Raw genomic sequence first — 20,166 nt, forward strand, 5'->3', positions numbered from 1 at the left:
GGTGGCGGGGATCATCGGTGCGCTGACCGGCGGCGCGATTGTGGCCATTGCGGCGATGCAGGGGGCGGAGACGCCCGCCGGCAAGGACCGCGCGGCGATCGAGACGATCGTGCGCGAATATATCCTCGAGCATCCCGAGATCATTCCCGAGGCGATGGAAAGGCTGCGCGGCAAGCAGACCGCCCAGCTGATCGACGCCAACCGCAAGGCGCTGGAAACGCCCTTCGCGGCCGCCTGGGCCGGCGCCCGTGACGGCGATGTCGTGATCGTCGAATTCTTCGATTATTCCTGCGGTTATTGCCGGCAAAGCGTTGCCGAGGTCGATCGCCTGATCAAGGAGGATCCGAAGCTCAAGGTCGTCTTCCGCGAATTGCCGATTCTGGGCGATGCCAGCGATGCCGCCGCGCGGGTCAGCCTGTCGGCGGCGCGGCAGGGTGCCTTCTATCCCTTCCACTTGAAGCTCTACGCCGCCGGGCGGCCGACGCCGGCGACGATCGCGCGCGTGCAGAAGGAGGTCGGTCTCGATCCGGCCAAGGTGGCCAGCGACGGCAAGGCGGCGGAAGTGCAGGCCGAACTCGATGCCAATCTCGAAATGGCGCGCACGCTCCAGCTGAGCGGCACGCCGGCCTTCATCATCGGCGATCAGCTGCTGCCCGGCGCCGTGGGCTATGAGACGCTGAAGAAGGCGATTGCCGACGCGCGCAAGGCGAAGGCGGTCAAGTAAAGTCGCCGAGCGGGAAGAGGTCTGCCTCGGCCCAGCCATCGGGCATGAACACCAGCGCGCGTGATGGCGGCAAATGCCACATCACGCACTGGGCGAAATATTGGGCGTCGGCTTCATCGGCGAAGCTGGCGAGCCGGCGGTTGATGACGAGCGATCGCGTCGGCCGCATGGCCGGGTTTGCCAACAATGCCACGCGCGGCCGGGCCATGTTCCATTTCCCGGCCAGATGCGCGGCCATCGCCCGCGCCGCCGCTGGCGAAAGATAATCGGACGAAGGCGCGCCACGGAGTATCGTTTCGCCTGCCTTCAACGTCATCGGGCCGCTCTCCCCGCCGGCGCCGTGTCCTTGTTCGGCAAGGTCGACCGGGTCGCCACGCCAATCGCCGTAGCGCAACAGGCTCTCCAGCAAGCCCATCGACATCACGAAGACGGGGCGATCGGCGGCGGGATGCGGGAACAGCGCGACGCCGCTGGCACGGTCGACGCAATCCTGCGCGAGATGGGCGAGCGACTGGCTGTCGAACACGGTGCCCGGTTCAGGGATGTCGATCCGCAGATAGGCAAAGCCGTCGGGTCCGGTTTCCGGTGCGGCCGCCGGCAGCGCGATCGCCGCATTCCATGCGGCTGCGAAGAAACTGTCTGTCCAGCTATCGTCGCGCACATCGATGGCGGCAAGTTGCGCGAGACGCGACGTCAACGTCAGATCGAACATCCGTGCGGGATCGACGGAAAAACGAGGGGCCGGCCGCGGATCGATCGGGTCCGCCGGGGGCTGCTTGCCCGAAAAGAGGCGCCGTAGCAGGCTCACGCCCGCATGTTTACACGGGCATGTTAAAGATATCTATCGATCTTGATTTGGCCGGACGCGTCGTTGGTCGTGCTAAAACTATGACGCGTCGCTATTCGTCGGTTCGGGCTTGGCGCGCCCCTTGAAGCCCTGGGCAATGACATACCATTCCGACGAATCCTTGCGGCTTGCCGGCGGCTTGGCGTGCTTGACCGTGGTGAACAGGCGCTTGAGTTCGGCCACCAGATCATGGTCCGCGCCGCCCGCCAACACCTTCGCCACATAGGCGCCGCCCGGTTTCAGCACGTCGGCGGCGAAGGCGCAGCCGGCTTCGACCAGAGCCATGGTGCGCAGATGATCGGTCTGCGGGTGGCCGACCGTGTTGGCCGCCATGTCGGACAGGACGAGATCGGCTTGCCCGCCCAACTCCTCGGCCAGCCGCTCAGGCGCGGTATCGTCCATGAAATCCATCTGCAGGATGGTGACGCCGTCGATCGGATCGACCGGCAGCAGATCGATACCGACGATCGCCGCCTTGGGCACCTTCTTGCGGACGACCTGGCTCCACCCGCCCGGCGCGATGCCGAGATCGATCACGCGGCTGACGCCCTTGAGCAGGTGGAAGCGTTCGTCCAGCTCGATCAGCTTATAGGCCGCCCGCGAACGATAGCCTTCCGCCTTGGCGCGGCGGACATAGGGGTCGTTCAACTGGCGTTCGAGCCAGCGGGTCGATGCCGCGCTGCGGTTGCGCGCGGTCTTCACGCGCTGGCGACCGCCGGATCCGCCACGGCTCATTGGAAAGTCCTCATGCGCGCCCGCTCTCACGTGCCATCAAGGAACGCAAGATGCCTTCGCGAATTCCGCGATCGGCCACGCCCAGCCGTTCGGCCGGCCAGATGTCGATGATCGCCTCCAGAATGGCGCAGCCCGCGACGACCAGATCGGCGCGTTCGTGGCCGATGCAGGGCAGGCCGGCGCGTTCCGCCACCGACATTTCCGAAAGGCGCGTGCTGATGTTGCGCATGGACTGTGCCGGCACGATCAGCCCGTCGACGGCGCGGCGATCATAAGTGGAAAGGCCGAGATGGAGGCTGGCGAGCGTCGTCACGGTGCCGCTGGTGCCCAGCAGCCGCGTGCGCTGGTGATTGCCGTTCAGCGCCACCGCAAAGGGCGCGAAGGCATTGGCGACGCGTTCGCGCATGCGCTGATAGGCCGCCAGCCGCTGATCGCGGCAGGCCCATTCATGCGGTTCGCTTTCGGTGAGGGAAACGACGCCCCATGGGGCGGAAAACCATTCCAGGATGCGCGGCGCCGGGCCGCCGGACTCGATCAGCACCAGCTCGGTCGAGCCGCCACCGATGTCGAAGATGAGGGCGGGGCCTTCTCCGGGTTCGAGCAGGACATGGCAGCCCAGCACCGCGAGCCGCGCCTCCTGTTCGGCGCTGATGATGTCGAGCGCGATCCCGGTTTCGCGATAGACGCGATCGACGAATTCGCGGCCGTTGCTGGCGCGCCGGCACGCTTCGGTCGCGACCGAGCGGACCAGCGTGACCTGGCGGCGCTGCAGCTTGTCCGCGCAGATCGACAGGGCGGCGACGGCGCGGTCCATCGCGGTGTCGCTCAAGCGTCCGGTTGCCGCCAGCCCTTCGCCCAGCCGAACGATTCGCGAAAAGGCGTCGACGACGACGAATCCCTCGTCGGCGGGCCGTGCGATCAGCAGGCGACAATTGTTGGTGCCGAGATCGAGCGCGGCATAGGTGCGGCGATGGTGCCGCCGGAAGGGCGCGTTGGGGGCCGCTCCGCGCGGAAGGATTCCGCGATGCGGCGCCGCCGTTTCGGGCTGCTGCGCCATGGGCATTCACTCTTATCTTTCCGGTCGGGCCGATGCCGCCGGGACTTGCCAGCGAGACTATCGGGACATCGGGCCGGCGGCAAGCGTGACAGAAGTGCATGTTCAGGCGTTGACAGCGCGGATCGGCGCTTCTATCTGGCGCGCCTGCCGTTGCCCCGTCGTCTAAAGGTAAGACTACGGACTCTGACTCCGTCAATCGAGGTTCGAATCCTCGCGGGGCATCCAAACCGAGGCAGAGGGTCGCGTTTTCGACCCCATTTCTCCCCAGATTCCGCTGCATTCGCGGTTGGCATTCGGCCAACGGCCGATAGAATGACGGCCGAGGCGTGTTCCGTTTGCATCGCCCGAGTTGAGGAGATTGTTCGTGTCCGATTCCGAATCCACGCCCGATAAGACGAAGCCGGCCGCCAAGTCCAAGAAGGCGCCGCTCATCTCGCCGGCGGCGGGCGTCGGTGTCGGCGTTGCGATCGGTTCGGCTGCGATCGTCGCGGCGCTTCTCTATGCCAATCGCTCGAAGAAGGCCGACAAGAAGGCCTGATCGTCAGAAATCGCTGGCCAGCGTGAGTGCCGCGCCCGATCCGGGGGCGGCATCACCCGCCACGCGGAAGCGGCCTTCGATCGCGGCAGTGATGGCCGTGCCGCCCACGGGCAGGCTGAGCGCCACGCGCGGGCCGATGTCGAGCCGCTCGACGCCGGGCTGGGCACCACCCCAGACGCCGCCGCCGATGCGCAACGCGGTCGCCGGTGCGATATCGCGGCGATGGACGACGCGCAGGGCGCCATCGGCGAACAGATCGGTCGATCGGGCGCCGACCATGCCCGCTTGCGCATAGCCATCGGCCTCCAGCCCCTTGCCGAGATCGCGCCAGAACCCGCCCGCCGCATAAGCCGACCACGCATTGCGGCCGTGCCCGCCAAGATCGAAGCGCCGTTCGACCGAAAGGCGCAGCGGCTGGCCCGGCAGCGGATGAAAATCCAGGCCGACCGCACCTTCGGCGGCCTTGGCGTCGTCCAGCGGCAGATAAGCGCGCGTTGCGATGGCGGCGCGGCTCGGGCCGCCGCGGTTGATCCGCCACGCGATTCGCCCGCCGATCTGGCCTCCGCCCAATTGGCCCCCTGCCGCCAGCGCGTCTCCACCGCCATCGCGCGCGAAGAGGTAGATGTTGCCCGACCAGCGCGATGGCGAGGGGGCAGCGCCGGCGATCGCGGGTGTGGGGGCTGGAAGGTCGGCGATCGGTGGCGGTGATGATGCTGGTATGGCGGCGGGCGGCGCGAACATGGCTTCGCGGGGTGTGTCCGCTGCGGCGAGAAGGATTGGCGCGCGCGGCGGCCGGTGTTGTGCGGAGGGCGCGACAGGGCGAAGCGGGACCGTGATACTGCCCGCAGCCACCGTGGCCGCCGCCGCGGCCAGCGTATCGGCCCGAGCCTGTTCAGGCAGGATGATCGTCTCGCGCGTGTCCTCCGGCAGCAGCCACCAGATGCGCGTTCCGATCCACAGCAGCGAAATGGCGGCCAGAAACCGGATCGGCGGCGATGCGGCTTTCACTCGGCCTCGCCCGTCGGGAAATGGTGGCGGGTCTTGTCCCAGCGGACGGGGCGGTTGGCGCTGCTGGCGAGATAGGCGAACAGCGCACGCCGCGCCGCAAGGATGGCGATGATGTTGCCGACGAACATGCGCGCCGGCGCGTGCATCGTCGCGCGCAGGCCATAGACCCGCTGGACCATCCAGCAACGCATCACCAGGCGCCAGCCCAGCAAGGCAAGGTTAGCGAGGCACAGCTGCCAGAGGATCGGGTCGAGCGGTGCGGCGGGACGGGCGATTGCCCAATGAAATGCCTGCGATGCGACCCATAGCAGCAGCGCGGCATAAGCGGCGGTCAATATGATCGCGGCCAGAATCGCGCGGCGATCGCGCAGCCGCATCCAATGTTCGGCGATGCCGCCCTGCCAGCCCAGCCGATCCCAGCCGGCCAGCGCGATCCCGGTCAGCCAGCGGGCTTTCTGGCGCACGGCGGCGTGGACCGTTGCGGGAAAATAGGCCCGGACCGCGACCAGCGCACCGCCCTCGTCGGCCGGCATGCGGACGAAGACCCCCCGGCCGCCAAATTCGCCGATGCGCAGGCCCAGTTCATAGTCCTCGGTCAGGCTGTCGGCATCGAAGGGCGATCCGTCACGGGCATCGGCCACGCGTTGCATGGCATCGCGCGCGATGGCGCAGCCGACCCCGGCCGATGGCATCGCCGCCCCGATCGCTTCACGCACAACCAGCATTTTTCCGTGGTTGTCTGCGAACTCGTCGCAATAATGTCCGCTCACATATGGCGAGCCGGGAACGACCAGCGGCATCACTGGCAGCTGGACGAGATCGAAGCGTTCGATCAGCCGGTCGAACAGGCGCAGTTCGGCGGGGTGCACCACATCCTCGGCGTCGTGGAGGATGATGGCCTTGAACCGGACGCCGCTGGCCGCTTCCTCGGCCAGCAGCGCGTGCTACAAGCGGTTGAGGCATTCGGCCTTGGTGGTCGGCCCGGCGCGTTGCCCGCCGACCATGTGGACGAGACGCCCGCGCGGGTGATGCGCCTGGATCGCGGCAACGGCATCGCGTGTCGCGGGATCATTGGGATAAACGCCCACGAAAATGCGGAAGTCATGATGGTCCAGCCGGTCGAGCGCGTGGCCGAGCATCGCGCCGATGACATCGCCTTCATCCCACGCCCCGATCAGGATCGCCATGCGTCCGGGGCGATCCGGCGGCGGCAATGTCGCGGCAGTTGTCGGGCGGTGGCGGCGGTAGATGGTCAGTCGTCGGGTGGCGCTGCGCAGCAGCCACAGCATATCCATGGCGAAATCGTCGATCCCACCCAGCAACAGGCCGACAGCGGCGAACAGCGCAACTTCGCGCAGCGCCATATCCAGCAGCCACGATATTGTGCCGGGATCCAGCATCCCCATTTTCCCCCGAACGGGGAACATGTCGCCTACGTAATGGTTGTGCAAGCATATTGTATATTGGCGCTTTATTGGGCCGATTGAGGGTGGACTCTCCGGCTGCTAGGCTTTCCTTGCGGTGGATGCCGGCGAAAGGGAGCGGGACATGCGGCTTTTTCGGATGCGCTGGGCGGCGCTGGCGCTGGCGTTGGCGCCGGTTGCGGCGGCAAGCGACGTGGCCCCGCAGGTGGTGATGGCGACGCCGGGCAGCGCCGGCGGGGCGATCGAACGCTTCACCGTCCGCTTTTCGGAACCGATGGTGCCACTGGGCGATCCGCGCGCGACGGGGCCGTTCGCGGTCGCCTGTCCGGTCGGCGGCACCGGTCGCTGGGTCGACCAGACCACCTATGAGCATGCGTTCGAAACCCCCTTGCCGGGTGGCATCGCCTGCAGCTTCACATTGCGCGACGGCCTGAAAACGCTGCGCGGCGCCACGCTGACCGGGCAGCAGCGTTTCACCGTCGATACCGGCGGCCCTTCGGTGCGCGCGATATTGCCTTCGCGCTATGGCGGCGACGTTGCCGAGGATCAGCTGTTCCTTGTCGCCGCCAATGTCGCGCCGGATCGCGCCTCGGTGGCGGCCGTCGCTTATTGCGCGGTGGACGGCATCGGCGAGAAGATCGCGGTCGATCTGCTGCCGCCGGAGGTGGCGGGCGACGTGCTGGAAGGCGTGGGCGCCGATCGCTATCAGGTGCAAAATTTCCTGGCCGAAGCCGGCCTGCCGCAGGTGCTGGCGCCCAAGGGACGCGAACGGGCGGCGATGCTGGCGAATGTCGTCGCGCTCAAATGCCGGCGGCCCCTGCCGCCAGGACGCGACATGGCGCTGGTGTGGGGCGCCGGCGTGCGGGGCCCGGGCGGCCGCACCGCGGGGACCGACCAGCGTTTCGATTTCACGGTGCGCAAGGCGTTCGAGGCGCGGTTCGAATGTTCGCGCGTCAATCCGCAAGCGGGATGCAGCCCGGTCGAGGCGGCGCATGTGCGCTTTTCCGCGCCGATCGGCCGGGCGGCGGCCGAAGCGATCCGCATCAAGCTGGCGGACGGCAGCGAGATTCGCCCCGAAATCGCCGATGCCGGGGCGCAACAGGTCAGCGCCGTGCGTTTCAAGCCGCCCTTCGCCGAGGCCGTTGCCGGTGAATTGCTGTTGCCCGAACGGCTGGTGGACGATGGTGGCCGGCCGCTTGCCAACGCCCAGCGCTTTCCGCTCGCCATCCGCTTCGATGCCGCGCCACCGCTGGTGAAATTCGCCGCCCCGTTCGGCATTCTCGAGGCGAAGGAAGGCGGCGTGCTGCCCGTCACCGTCCGCAACGTCGAACCGGCGCTGCAGGGGCGGACGCTCAGCGTGGGTGGCAAGGTCGCCCGCATCGGCGACGACGACAAGGCGGTCGCCAATTGGCTGCGCCGGCTTGACGACGCCGACGACAATGATTTCCGCGAGGAGAAGCGCGGCGCGAAATCGGTGACGGTGAACCACACCGGCGCGACACCGCTGTTGACCAAGGTCGCCGACGCGCGGCCGATGGACGTCGCGTTGCCCGGCAAGGGACGCCAGTTCGAAATTGTCGGCATCCCGCTGGCCAAGCCGGGCTTCTATGTCGTCGAACTGGCCAGCCCGGCGCTCGGCCGGGCGCTGCTCGGCCGCGATGCGACGCGCTATGTGGCGGCGGGCGCGCTCGTCACCAATCTTGCGGTCCATTTCAAATGGGGCCGCGAGGGATCGATGGTCTGGGTTACCGCGCTCGACAGTGGCGAGCCCGTGGCCGGGGCCGACGTCAGGATCAGCGACAGCTGCACCGGACGCCTGCTTTCGCAAGGCAAAAGCGATGCGCGCGGGCGGCTGGCGGTCAGGCCCGGCCTGCCGGAACCCGAAACCTATGGATCGTGCGACGATGGCGGCGCGCATCCGCTGATGGCGTCGGCGCGCAAGGATGGCGATTTCAGCTTCACCCTGACCGATTGGGCCAAGGGCATCCGGCCTTATGATTTCGACCTGCCTTATGGCTGGAACGAGCGGACAGACATATTCCACACGGTGTTCGACCGCAGCCTGATGAAGGCGGGCGAAACCGTCCACATGAAGCATATCCTGCGCAAGCCGGTGGCGGCGGGCTTCGCCTTCACCGGCCAGCTGGATGGCCGCCTGCGGCTCACCCATCGCGGCTCCGACACGCAGTTCGAACTGCCTTTGGCGGTGGGCGCGGATGGCATTGGCGAAACCGCGTGGACCGCGCCCGCAGGCGCGCCGCAGGGCGATTACGACCTGACGATCGTTTCGGGTGACGAGACGATCTTCACCAGCCAGTCGATCCGCGTCGACGAATATCGCCTGCCGACGATGCGGGCGAGCGTCACCGGCCCCAAGGCGGCCGCGATCCGGCCGAAGCTGCTGCCGCTCGATCTGTTCGTCGGCTATCTGTCCGGCGGCGGCGCATCGAACATGGGCGTTACCGTGCGCACCGCCTTCACCATGGCCGAACCGACGCCGAAGGGCTGGGAAGGCTGGAGCTTCGGCGGCGCGAAGATTGTCGAGGGCGTGACGCCGCTGGACGGCGATGGCGAGGAGATCGGCGCTGCGGCCGTGCCCGCCACCCAGATGCTGCCGGTCACACTCGACGGGCAGGGCGCGGCACGGACCAGCGTGGAGATTCCGCAGAGCTTCGACCAGGCGATGATGGTCGCGGTGGAGATGGATTATCAGGACGCCAATGGCGAGGTGCTGACAGCATCGCGCCGCATTCCCGTCTATCCCTCGGCGGTGCGGGTCGGCCTCAAGACCGACGGCTGGATGATGAAGGATGACGATCTTCGCCTGAAGATGGTCGTGCTCGATGCCGAGGGGCGCCCGGTGCGGGGCCGCAAGGTGAAGGTCGAATTGTTCAGCCGTGAAATATTGTCCGCGCGGCGCCGGCTGATCGGCGGCTTCTATGCCTATGACAATAACGCTCGGACGACGCGGATCGACGCGGGCTGCACCGCCACGACGGACAGTCTGGGGCTTGCCGAATGCGCGATCGAGCCGGGTGTCTCGGGCGAGGTCTATGCGGTGGCCACGGCCGAGGATGATGACGGCAATGTCAGCCGCGCGGTGCGTTCGATCTGGCTCGCGGGGGAAGAGGATTGGTGGTTCGGCGGCGACAATGGCGACCGCATGGATCTGGTGCCCGAACGGCTCGACTATAAATCAAACGAAACCGCGCGCTTCCAGGTGCGGATGCCGTTCCGCGAGGCGACGGCGCTGGTGACGATCGAGCGTGAGGGCGTGATCGGCAGCTTCGTCACCAGATTGTCCGGCAAGGATCCGGTGATCGAAGTGCCGCTGCAGGGCTATCATGCGCCCGACATCTATGTGTCGGTGCTGGCCGTGCGCGGGCGTGTCGGCGGGTTTCGGCTGTGGCTGGCCAATCTTGCGCGCGAATGGGGCCTGCCCTTCTTCGCCCGCGATGCGGCGCGGCCGACGGCCTTGGTCGATCTCGCCAAGCCGAGTTTCCGGCTCGGCATCGCCAAGATCAATGTCGGCTGGGAAGCCCATCAGCTTGCCGTCGATGTGAAGCCCGATCGCGACAAATACAGCGTGCGCGATGTGGCGCAGGTGGCGGTGCAGGTGAAGGATGGCGCGGGTGCCGCCCCCCGTTCGGCCGAAATCGCCTTCGCGGCGGTGGACGAGGCGCTGTTGCAGCTTTCGCCCAATCCGAGCTGGGACGTCATCGACGCGATGATGGGCGAACGGCCGCTTTCCGTGCTCACCTCGACCGCGCAGATGCAGGTCGTCGGCAAGCGTCATTATGGGCGCAAGGCGCTGGCCGCCGGCGGCGGCGGCGGCGGTGACCTTGCTGCCGTCAATCGGGAGGATTTCCGGCCCGTCCTGCTGTGGAAGGGGCGCGTGCCGCTCGATCCGCAGGGGCGCGCGAAGGTGGCGGTGCCGCTGGGCGATTCGCTGTCGTCGTTCAAGCTTGTCGCGATCGCGACGGCGGGCGCCGATCGGTTCGGCACCGGCGTCGCGACGGTGCGAACGGCGCAGGATCTGACGCTATATGCCGGCCTGCCGCCACTGGTGCGCGAAGGCGATTTCTATGGCGCGAGCTTCACCCTGCGCAACGGATCGGACCGGCCGATGACGGTGACGGCCACGGCGGAGGTGGCGCCACGGATCGGCGCCGCGCGCCCGCTGACCGTGACGATCCCGGCCGGCGGTGCCGCGCCGGTGACATGGAACCTGCCGGCGCCGCAGGGCATCGGGCGGCTGGCATGGACGGTTTCGGCCCGCTCGGCGGATGGCCGCGCGGTCGACAAGCTGACGGTCTCGCAGGAGGTCGCTCCGGCCGTTCCGCTGGAAACCTGGGCGGCGACGCTGGCGCGGGTCGGTCAGGCGACCAGCGTGATGCTGACGCCGCCCGCCGGGGCGCTGCCCGGCCGGGGCGAAGTGACCGTGCGGCTGAGCGATAGTCTGGCGCCACCGCTGGACGGCGTGGTCCGCTACATGACCGCTTATCCCTATGATTGCTTCGAACAGCGCCTGTCCAAGGCGGTGGCGACGCAGGATGCCGGGGCGTGGGGGCGGCTGGCAGGCGAGATTCCGGCCTATCTCGATGGCAATGGGCTGCTCCGCTACTTCCCGGTCGACAGCATGGAAGGCAGCGAGGCGCTGACCGCTTATGCGCTCCACATCACGGCGGAGGCCGGGCTGGCCATTCCCGAAACCGCGAAGGCGCGGATGATCGAGGCGCTGAAGGGCGTCGTCGACGGCCGCGTGGCCAGTGGCGGGCAGGGCATTGGCGAACGGCGCTATCTGCGCCTCGCCGCGCTTGCGGCGCTTGCGCGCAATGGCCTCGCAAGCTCCGCCATGCTCGGCCAGATCGGCCTTGCCCCTGCCGACATGCCGACATCGGCGCTGGCCGACTGGCTGGTCGCGATCGACCGCACCGGGGGCGACGCGGCGCTGCGGGCGAGTGCGGAGGCGGAACTGCGCCAGCGCCTCGTTTATGAAGGATCGCGCCTCGATCTCGTCGATGCCGGCCGTGCGCCCTGGTGGATGATGACGAGCGGGGACGAGATGGCGATCCGCGCGCTGCTTGCGGTGCTCGGCCGGCCGGGCTGGCAGGATGATACGCCCCGGATGATGGTGGGCGTGGCACTCCGCCAGCGTCGCGGCAGCTGGGATACGACGCCGGCCAATGCCTGGGGCGTCATCGCGGCGAAACGCTTTGCCGGCCTCTATCCGCCCGGCGCCGTCGCGGGCGTCACCACTGCGCGCCTTGGCGACATCCAGCGCAGCCAACCCTGGCCGCGCGCTGCGGATGCAGGGCTGCTGCGCCTGCCGCTGCCGACGGCGCAGGCCCCGCTGCTGCTCGCGCAGAATGGTGGCGCGGGCCCGTGGGCGCAGATCTCGCTCACCGCCGCCGTGCCGCTGCGCCAACCGCTGTTCGCGGGCTATCGCGTCGAAAAATCGGTGACCGCGATCCAGCAGAAGGTGAAGGGCCGGTTGACGCGCGGCGATGTGCTGAAGGTTCGGATCAGCGTCGACGCGACGGCCGAACGCAATTGGGTGGTGGTCAGCGATCCGATTCCGGCGGGCGCGACGATCGTCGGCAATCTCGGCGGCCAATCGCAGCAGATCGCCGATCAGGCGTCCGGCGGCGAAGGCGTGCAGCCATCCTATGTCGGCCGGGGGCTCGATGCGTGGCGCGGCTATTTCGAATGGGTGCCGCGTGGTCGCTTCACCGTTGAATATGCGGTGCGGCTGAACGGTGTCGGCACCTTCCAGCTGCCGCCGACCCGGGTGGAGGCGATGTATTCGCCCGACATCCGCGCGGCGATCCCCAACCGGCCGGTGACGGTCGCGCTGAGATAGGCCGTGCGCCTTCGCCACCATCTCACCGGAACCAACATCGCGCTGGCGACGATTGGCACGCTGGCGGCGGTGATGCTGGCGCTGTGGCTGTGGACGCTGCCGCCGGCCATGCCTTCCTTTGCCGCCGCGCGCGAAGCCTATCGGCCGAGCGAGGCGTGGCTGAAGGATCGCAACGGCCGGCTGCTCGATGCCGAGCGCGTCGATTTTCATGCGCGGCGACTGGCATGGACCGAATTGTCGGCCGTGGCGCCGGCCGTGCGCGATACGGTGGTGGCGGCCGAGGACCGGCGCTTCGCCCACCATGACGGGGTGGACTGGTGGGCACTCGCCGGCAGCCTGCGCGACAAGCTGGCCGGCCGGCGGCCGCGTGGCGCCTCCACGCTGACCATGCAGCTCGCCGCCTTCCTCGCGCCCGAACTGGCGAGGCCCGGCGCGCGCAACTGGCGGGACAAGCTGCGCCAGATGCGCGCTGCCCGTGCCATCGAACAGCATTGGTCCAAGGACGAGATTCTCGAAGCCTATCTCAATCTCGCCGGTTTCCGGGGCGAGGCGCAGGGCATCAGCGCAGCCGCGCTCACCCTGTTCGGCAAGGCGCCGGCGGCACTTTCGCCCGATGACGCGCTGTTGCTCGTCGCGCTGCTGCCGTCCCCACAGGCGAGCGCGGCGGAGGTGGCGCGGCGGGCCTGTGCGATCGGGCGTCGCGCGCAATGCCTGCCGCTCGAATCGGCGGCGGTGGCGATGCTCGGGCCGGCGCGGCGGCTGGCGCTCGATCCGGGGCTGGCGCCGCATCTTGCGCGGAAGCTGCTGCGCACGCCGGGCGCGACGGTGGCGACGACGCTCGATGCGGCGATCCAGAAGGCCGCCGCCGCAGCCCTCGTCCGCCAGTTGCGTGGGCTGGGTGCGACGCGCGCGCGCGATGGCGCGGTGATCGTGGTCGATAATGAAAGCGGCGATGTGCTGGCCTATGTCGGCGGTGTCGGCGGCCCATCGACGGCGGCGGCGGTGGACGGGGCGGACGCCTATCGCCAGGCCGGATCGACCCTCAAGCCCTTCCTTTATGCGCAGGCGATGGAAAAGGGCTGGATCACGCCCGCATCGATCATCGACGATTCACCGGTCCAGCTCGACACTGCATCAGGGCTCTACGTTCCGCAAAATTACGATCGCAGCTTCAAGGGGCCGGTTTCGGCGCGCACGGCGCTTGCCGGATCGCTCAACGTGCCGGCGGTGCGCACATTGCTGCTGACCGGCGTCGAGCCGTTCCGCGACCGGCTGTTCGATGCGGGCTATCGCGGTCTGACCGAGGATGGCGATTATTATGGCTTCAGCCTCGCGCTTGGATCGGCCGAGGTGACGTTGCTGGAACAGGCCAATGCCTTCCGCATGCTGGCCAATGGCGGCCGCTTCACGCCGCTGCGCATTCGCGCCGATGATCCCCGTGGCGCGGCGCGGCGCATCTACAGCCCCGAAGCCGCCTTCCTGATCGCCGACATGATGGCCGATCCCGGCGCGCGCGCGGTGACCTTCGGCCTCGACAGCGCCCTGCGGCTGCCCTTCTGGGCGGCGGTCAAGACCGGCACGTCAAAGGCGATGCGCGACAATTGGTGCATCGGTTTTTCCGATCGCTTCACGGTTGCCGTCTGGGTCGGCAATCTCGAGGGCGATCCGATGCGTGGCGTATCGGGCACCAGCGGCGCGGCGCCGGTGTGGCGCGATGTGATGCTGGCGCTCCATCGCGATCGGTCCAGCCGGGCGCCAGCCCCGCCCGCCGGTGTCGAGCGTCGTTCCGTTCGCTTTGCCGGCGGGATCGAACCGGCGCGGAGCGAATGGTTCCTGAAGGGGACCGGCCAGACGGCGCTTGCCGCCGCCCCGCCCGAAGCGCATCGCCCGCGCATCGCCGATCCGGTGGCGGGCGCCGTCTATGCGGTAGATCCCGACATCCCGTCCGATCGCCAGCGCATCCGGGTGGCGACGCGCGGTGCGGTCGCCGGCCACCGGCTGATGCTCGACAGGAAGGATCTCGGGCCGGCGGATGGCCAGCCATTGATCTTTGCGGGCCCCGGCCAGCACCGCCTGCTGCTGGTCGATGCCGCCGGGCGCGCGGTGGATCGCGTGCTGTTCAGCGTGCGCTGATAGTCATGCCCCGAAGCCGAGGTTGAAGGGCCCGCCGCGCGCGACGGCGCGTTGCCAGGCGGGGCGCGATTCCATCCGGTCGACGAAGCCGAGCAGGGTCGGGCGATCATCGATCTGGCCCTGCGCCTTCAGGAATTGCAGTTCATGGGTCAGTTGCAGGTCGGCGGCGGTGAAGGCGTCGCCGATCAGATAGTCGCGGCCGCCCAGCATGGCATCGAGATGATCGAGCTGCACGCCAAGGCCGTGCGCGGCATAGCCTTCCAGCATCGGCGCGCTCACTCCGAACAGCCGGATGAACAGCGGCAGCAAGGTGCGCAGCGCCAGCGAGGATTCGGGATAATGGAGAAGTTCCAGGAACTTCGCATAATCGGGCGAGTCTGCGGGCGGGGCGAGGCGGCCTTGCCCGAAGCGCATCAGCACATATTGGATGATGGCGGCGGATTCGGCCATCACCAGCCCGTCAATCTCGACCGAGGGCGCCTTGCCGAGTGGATGCACCCTGGTCAGTTCGGGGGGAGCCGCCCCCATCATCCGCTGATAGCGAACCACCTCATAAGGCAGTTCCAGTTCCTCGAGCAGCCACAGGATACGCTGTGATTTCGAGTTTTCGAGATGATGGACGGTGATTCCCCCCACAGGCTCTCCCCTGAATTAATCCCTCAGCAGTTCGTTGATCCCCGTCTTGGCGCGGGTCTGGGCGTCAACGCGCTTCACGATAACCGCGCAATAGAGCGACGGTCCAGCCGTGCCGTCGGGCAGCGGCTTGCCGGGCAGCGATCCGGGCACGACCACGGCATAATCGGGCACCCGGCCGACGAACACCTCGCCCGTCGCGCGATCGACGATCTTGGTCGACGCGCCGAGATAGACGCCCATCGACAGCACCGCGCCGGTGCCGACGATCACGCCTTCGGCCACTTCGGCGCGCGCGCCGATGAACGCGCCGTCGCCGATCACCACCGGATTGGCCTGCAGCGGTTCGAGCACGCCGCCAATGCCGGCGCCGCCCGAAAGATGGACGTTGCGGCCGATCTGCGCGCAGCTGCCCACCGTCGCCCAGGTATCGACCATCGTGCCTTCACCGACATAGGCGCCGATGTTGACGAAGCTCGGCATCAGCACGACGCCCTTGGAGATGTGGGCGCCACGGCGGACGACCGCGCCCGGCACCGAACGGAAGCCGGCGGCGCGATATTCCGCCTCGCCCCAGCCCGAAAACTTGCTGGGCACCTTATCCCACCAATTCGCTTCGCCCGGCGCACCGGCGATCAGCGCGTTGTCGTTGAGGCGGAAGGAGAGCAGCACCGCCTTCTTCAGCCACTGATGGACGATCACTTCGCCATCGACCGTTTCGGCCACGCGCGCGGTGCCGGCATCGAGCGCCGCCAGCGCCGCGTCGACGGCGGTGCGGATCTCACCCTTGGTGTCGAAACCCAGCGTGTCGCGGGCTTCCCACGCGGCTTCGATCGTCTGCGCCAGATCGCTCATCTTGTCGTCCCCAATATCTGTTCCAACCATTCGCCGACCTCGGCGATCTCATAATCGATGAAATCGGGATGGTGCTCGTGCGCGCCATGGTCCGATCCGTTGTTCACCCACACCGTCTTCATGCCCAGCGCCTTGGCGGGGCGCAGGTTGCGGGCCATGTCCTCGACGAACAAGGCGGTCTGCGGCCGCACGTCCAGCGCCCGGCACATCGCGTCATAGCTCGCCGGGTGGGGCTTGGGTTGATAGGCGCAGGCGTGGATGTCGTGCACCGCCTCGAAACTGTGCGACAGGCCAAGCCGGCCCAGCACGCGCCGCGCATAGGCCTCGTCGCCATTGGTGAAGATCAGCTTGCGCCCGGGCAGGCGGGCCACCGCCTCGACCAGCCGGCGATCCTCGGCCAGCGCGTCCATCTCGATATCGTGGACGAAATCGAGGAATTCGCGCGGTTCGATGCCGTGCGCGGCCATCAGCCCGTTCAGCGTCGTGCCATGCTCGACGAAATAGCTTTTCTGGATGCGGCGCGCTTCTTGTGCGTCGACGCCGAGCAGGTTCTGGATGAACAGGCCCATCTTGACGTCGATGCGGCCGAACAGGTCCGCTGAGGCCGGGTAGAGCGTATTGTCCAGATCGAAGATCCAGCAATCGACATGGGCGAGCGCGGGCAGCATGGCGCGCGGTCTAGCGACGGGGGAGGGCGGGGGCAACCTCGCCCGCACGCTTCGTCATTCCAGAAAAAGCGGGAATCCATCGGCGCTCCGATGCGGAACGAAAACGACCGCTCCGCCCATGGATTCTGACCTTCATCAGGATGACAGCGTCCGTCTTATACCGTGAAGCTCTCGCCGCAGCCGCAGGCGCCCTTGGCATTGGGGTTCTGGAAGACGAAGCCGGCGGAAAAATCATCCTCCACCCAGTCCATCGTCGAACCGATCAGATAGAGCACCGAACCGCCGTCGACATAGAAATCGCCGCCCGGCGTCGCGATCTTCTCGTCGAACGGATCGGCCTCCGTCACATAATCCACCGAATAAGCGAGGCCCGAACAACCCCGGCGCGGGGTGGACAGCTTGACGCCGATCGAACCTTCGGGCGCGCGCGCCATCAGATCGGCGATCCGCTGTTCGGCGGACGGCGTCAGGATGATCGCGGCCGGGCGCTGGCGGGTGGTCGTGCTCATCACAGCATCCCCAGTTCGAGCTTCGCCTCATCGGACATCTTCTGCGGATCCCATGGCGGATCCCAGACCAGATTCACTTCGGCCACGCCGACACCCGGCACCGAGCCGACGCGCAGCTCGACCTCGCCCGGCATGGATTCGGCGACCGGGCAGTGCGGCGTGGTCAGCGTCATCGTCACCACCACATGGCCGTCGGTGTCGACGTCGACGCCATAGATCAGCCCGAGATCGTAGATGTTCACCGGGATCTCGGGATCGTAGATTTCCTTGAGCGCGGCGATCACGCCTTCATAGACGTCGCCGCCCGGCTCGCCGGCGCCCTGCGGCACCGGGGTCTGCGCCAGAAAGCCGTCCAGATAATCGCGCGGACGCGTCGTCGCCGGCTCGTCCGTGGCATCTTCCACGCGGGCGCGCGGCGGCGTCGGCACCGTGCTGACCTCTTCGGTCTGGATCTTGGTTTCCTCGTTCATCCGAAAATTCTCGTCACGCGTTCGATACCCTTCGCCAGCGCCGCGACATCGGCCAGCCCGTTATAGACACCGAAGCTCGCCCGCGCTGTCGCCGGCACGCCCAGATGTTCCATCAGCGGTTGCGCGCAATGGTGGCCAGCGCGGATCGCCACATGCGCCTCGTCCAATATGGTGCCGACATCGTGGGGATGCACCCCCTCGACCGCGAAGCTGACGATGCCGGCCGAATCCGCCGGGCCGAACAGGCGCACCGAATTGATCCCAGACAGCGCCTCGCGCGCGGCCGTCACCAGGGCGGTTTCGTGCGCGTGGATCGCATCGAGGCCGATCGCATCGACATAATCGATCGCGGCATGCAGGCCGACGACGCCCACGACATGCGGCGTCCCCGCCTCGAACCGCGCGGGCGGCGGGGCATAGGTGGTGCGCGCGAAGCTCACCTTGTCGATCATCGCGCCGCCGCCATGCCAGGGCGGCATGGAATCGAGGATGTCGGCCCGCGCCCACAGCACGCCGATCCCGGTCGGGCCATAGAGCTTGTGGCCTGAAAAGACGTAGAAGTCGCAATCCAGCGCCGCGACGTCGACGGGAAGGCGCGGCACCGCCTGGCAGCCATCGACCAGCAGCCGCGCGCCGACATTGTGCGCAAGATCCGCCGCGCGGCGGACATCGAGCACCGATCCCAGCACGTTGGAAACATGGGCCAGCGCCACCAGCTTGTGCGCCGGGGTCAGCATCGCTTCCACCGCGTCGAGGTCGATGCGGCCATCGGCGGTCAGCGGGGCGACGTCGATCTCCACGCCGATGCGATCGCGCAGCAACTGCCAGGGCACGATATTGGAATGATGTTCCAGCGTCGAAAGCAGGATGCGGTCGCCGGCCTTCAGATGGGTATCGCCCCAGCTTTGCGCGACGAGATTGATGCCTTCGGTCGCGCCGCGCACGAAGACGATTTCGTCCGCCGATCCCGCGCCGATGAAGCGCGCGACGCGCTGGCGGGATGCCTCGAACGCGACCGTCATGTCGGCCGAACGCTGGTAAACGCCGCGATGGACGGTGGCATAGGTTTCGCCATAAGCGCGGGCGATCGCGTCGATCACGACCTTGGGCTTCTGCGCGGTCGCGGCCGTATCCAGATAGGCCCAGCCATCGGGAATCGCGGGGAAATCGGTCAGCCAGTCGAGCGGGCGGGTTTCGGTGAGCAGGTTCACAGCAGCGCCTCCAGCGCGGCGAGCGCGCGGCCTTCCAGCATCTCGCGCGCGGCATCGTCCGCCAGGTCGACGAATGCGCCGGCAACAAAGGCCTGCAGCAGCAGCGCCTTGGCTTCCGCCGGCGGCAGGCCCCGGCTTTCAAGGTAGAACAGCGCCTGCTTGTCGAGCTCGCCAACGGTCGCGCCATGCGCGCACTTCACGTCGTCGGCATAGATTTCGAGTTCGGGCTTGGCATTGGCGGTGGCCGTGCGGTCGAGCAGCATCGCCTTCACCGATTGCGCGGCATCGGTCTTCTGCGCGTCGCGGGCGACCGCGATCTGGCCGAGATAGCTGCCGGTCGCCTGCGCCGCGAGCACCGAACGCACCACCTGGTTGCTGGTCGCATGGGGCTCGACATGGCGCACGATGGTCACGATCTCCAGCGTCTGCGTGCCTCCGCCGATGATCGTGCCGCCCAGTTCGAAATGGGCGCCGTCGTGCAAGGTCACGTCGATGGTGATCCGGCCCAGCCGGCCGACGGTGTTGAGGATGAAGAATTCGCAGCGTCCGCCCGCGGCCACATCCACCACATAATCCGCGATCACCACCGCATCCGCGCCGCCTTCCGGCGCGATCACACGGACCAGGCTTTCGCCGGCGGCGACATGAATTTCTTCGGCCGGCGGCGTCGGCCAGACGCTCGCGACCGCATCGAGATCGCTATAGCGCCAGGCTTCCTGCTTCGCGGTGGGGATGGGCAGGCTGCTCACGCGGCGATCGCTCCATAGCCCTCGCGCTCAAGCTCGAGCGCCAGTTCCGGTCCGCCCGAACGGACGATCCGGCCCGCCGCCAGCACATGCACGAAATGCGGCTGCACATAATCGAGCAGGCGCTGATAATGGGTGATCAGCAGCACGCCCTTTTCGGGCGTCCGCATGATGCGGTTGATGCCTTCGCCGATCACGCGCAGCGCATCGATATCGAGGCCCGAATCGGTTTCGTCGAGGATCGCCAGCTTCGGATCGATGATGCCCATCTGCACCATCTCGTTGCGCTTCTTCTCGCCGCCCGAAAAGCCGACATTCACCGGCCGCTTCAGCATGTCCATGTTGAGGCCGAGGCCATCGGCCTGCGCGCGCGCGACTTTCAGGAACTCACCGCCCGAAAGCTCCGCCTCGCCCCGGCTCTTGCGCTGCGCGTTGAGCGCGGTGCGCAGGAACTGGAGGTTGGAGACGCCCGGAATCTCGACCGGATATTGGAAGCCGAGGAACAGGCCGGCGGCGGCGCGTTCATGCGGCTCCAGCGCCAGCAGATCCTCGCCGTCGAGCGTGGCGCTGCCTTCGGTCACCTCATAGCCGGGCCGGCCGGCCAGCACATAGCTCAGCGTCGACTTGCCCGCGCCGTTCGGCCCCATGATCGCATGGATCTCACCCGCGTTGATGGTGAGATCGACGCCCTTGAGGATCGGCTTGCCGTCGACTTCGGCGTGGAGGTTATTGATCTTTAACATGC

Annotated in this window: 16 protein-coding genes, 1 tRNA gene and 1 pseudogene; 5 read left to right on the plus strand and 13 right to left on the minus strand. The window is 67.7% G+C overall.

The features are described from left to right. Position 1: 1 nt before the first annotated feature. On the plus strand, positions 2-724 hold the full coding sequence (locus tag CHB74_RS09060) for a DsbA family protein (RefSeq protein WP_089219451.1): 723 nt from the start codon (positions 2-4) through the stop codon (positions 722-724). Here the strand turns inward: CHB74_RS09060 and CHB74_RS09065 are convergent. The 3 genes from CHB74_RS09065 to CHB74_RS09075 all read right to left on the minus strand — a co-directional run bounded on the left by CHB74_RS09065 (position 717) and on the right by CHB74_RS09075 (position 3,363). Continuing rightward, on the minus strand, positions 717-1,532 hold the full coding sequence (locus tag CHB74_RS09065; RefSeq protein ID WP_089219320.1) for a hypothetical protein: 816 nt from the start codon (positions 1,530-1,532) through the stop codon (positions 717-719). The genes CHB74_RS09060 and CHB74_RS09065 overlap by 8 nt on opposite strands. A 78-nt stretch (positions 1,533-1,610) precedes the next feature. Next, positions 1,611-2,306 (minus strand): RlmE family RNA methyltransferase, encoded by a 696-nt coding sequence (locus tag CHB74_RS09070; protein WP_089219321.1) that lies wholly within the window; start codon positions 2,304-2,306, stop codon positions 1,611-1,613. Positions 2,307-2,316: 10 nt separating this feature from the next. Continuing rightward, on the minus strand, positions 2,317-3,363 hold the full coding sequence (locus CHB74_RS09075; RefSeq protein WP_089219322.1) for a Ppx/GppA phosphatase family protein: 1,047 nt from the start codon (positions 3,361-3,363) through the stop codon (positions 2,317-2,319). Between the two features lie 151 nt (positions 3,364-3,514). Between CHB74_RS09075 and CHB74_RS09080 the strand changes: the two genes are divergently transcribed. Next, positions 3,515-3,588 (plus strand) — tRNA-Gln (locus tag CHB74_RS09080). Positions 3,589-3,727: 139 nt separating this feature from the next. Beyond that, complete coding sequence (locus CHB74_RS21960) at positions 3,728-3,901, plus strand: hypothetical protein (RefSeq protein ID WP_179220778.1); 174 nt, start codon at positions 3,728-3,730, stop codon at positions 3,899-3,901. Between the two features lie 3 nt (positions 3,902-3,904). On the opposite strand, the gene CHB74_RS09090 is transcribed toward CHB74_RS21960, so the two are convergent. Together CHB74_RS09090 and CHB74_RS09095 are read right to left on the minus strand one after the other, a co-directional pair. After that, positions 3,905-4,909, minus strand: coding sequence for a hypothetical protein (locus tag CHB74_RS09090; protein ID WP_089219324.1), 1,005 nt, complete (start codon positions 4,907-4,909; stop codon positions 3,905-3,907). Continuing rightward, positions 4,906-6,309, minus strand: a pseudogene (locus tag CHB74_RS09095) (glycosyl transferase family protein). Before CHB74_RS09095 ends, CHB74_RS09090 begins: the two are co-directional and overlap by 4 nt. A gap of 148 nt (positions 6,310-6,457) precedes the next feature. On the opposite strand from CHB74_RS09095, the gene CHB74_RS09100 reads away from it, so the two are divergent. Continuing rightward, positions 6,458-12,196, plus strand: coding sequence for an alpha-2-macroglobulin family protein (locus CHB74_RS09100; protein WP_089219325.1), 5,739 nt, complete (start codon positions 6,458-6,460; stop codon positions 12,194-12,196). Between the two features lie 72 nt (positions 12,197-12,268). After that, complete coding sequence (gene pbpC, locus CHB74_RS09105) at positions 12,269-14,329, plus strand: penicillin-binding protein 1C (protein WP_089219452.1); 2,061 nt, start codon at positions 12,269-12,271, stop codon at positions 14,327-14,329. 3 nt (positions 14,330-14,332) lie between these two features. On the opposite strand, the gene CHB74_RS09110 is transcribed toward pbpC, so the two are convergent. The 8 genes from CHB74_RS09110 to sufC form a co-directional block, all read right to left on the minus strand. Then, positions 14,333-14,965, minus strand: coding sequence for a glutathione S-transferase family protein (locus CHB74_RS09110; RefSeq protein WP_089219326.1), 633 nt, complete (start codon positions 14,963-14,965; stop codon positions 14,333-14,335). Positions 14,966-14,980: 15 nt separating this feature from the next. Next, positions 14,981-15,817 carry a 2,3,4,5-tetrahydropyridine-2,6-dicarboxylate N-succinyltransferase gene (dapD, locus tag CHB74_RS09115; protein ID WP_089219327.1) on the minus strand — a complete coding sequence of 279 codons (837 nt, stop codon included), beginning with the start codon at positions 15,815-15,817 and terminating at the stop codon, positions 14,981-14,983. Further along, complete coding sequence (locus tag CHB74_RS09120) at positions 15,814-16,485, minus strand: pyrimidine 5'-nucleotidase (RefSeq protein WP_089219328.1); 672 nt, start codon at positions 16,483-16,485, stop codon at positions 15,814-15,816. The genes dapD and CHB74_RS09120 overlap by 4 nt, the downstream gene beginning before the upstream one ends. 155 nt (positions 16,486-16,640) lie before the next feature. After that, on the minus strand, positions 16,641-16,994 hold the full coding sequence (locus CHB74_RS09125) for a HesB/IscA family protein (RefSeq protein ID WP_089219329.1): 354 nt from the start codon (positions 16,992-16,994) through the stop codon (positions 16,641-16,643). Then, positions 16,994-17,464: an SUF system Fe-S cluster assembly protein gene (locus tag CHB74_RS09130; RefSeq protein WP_089219330.1), complete on the minus strand. Its 471-nt coding sequence runs from the start codon at positions 17,462-17,464 to the stop codon at positions 16,994-16,996. Before CHB74_RS09130 ends, CHB74_RS09125 begins: the two co-directional genes overlap by 1 nt. Beyond that, the gene (locus CHB74_RS09135; protein ID WP_089219331.1) at positions 17,461-18,675 is read right to left on the minus strand and encodes a cysteine desulfurase; all 1,215 of its coding nucleotides are present in this window, start codon (positions 18,673-18,675) and stop codon (positions 17,461-17,463) included. The genes CHB74_RS09130 and CHB74_RS09135 overlap by 4 nt, the downstream gene beginning before the upstream one ends. Beyond that, positions 18,672-19,424 carry a SufD family Fe-S cluster assembly protein gene (locus CHB74_RS09140; protein ID WP_089219332.1) on the minus strand — a complete coding sequence of 251 codons (753 nt, stop codon included), beginning with the start codon at positions 19,422-19,424 and terminating at the stop codon, positions 18,672-18,674. The genes CHB74_RS09135 and CHB74_RS09140 overlap by 4 nt, the downstream gene beginning before the upstream one ends. After that, positions 19,421-20,164, minus strand: coding sequence for a Fe-S cluster assembly ATPase SufC (gene sufC / locus CHB74_RS09145; RefSeq protein WP_089219333.1), 744 nt, complete (start codon positions 20,162-20,164; stop codon positions 19,421-19,423). The genes CHB74_RS09140 and sufC overlap by 4 nt, the downstream gene beginning before the upstream one ends. Between the last annotated feature and the right edge of the window lie 2 nt (positions 20,165-20,166).

The organism is Edaphosphingomonas laterariae, from assembly GCF_900188165.1.
GTDB classification, from domain to species: domain Bacteria; phylum Pseudomonadota; class Alphaproteobacteria; order Sphingomonadales; family Sphingomonadaceae; genus Sphingomonas_E; species Sphingomonas_E laterariae.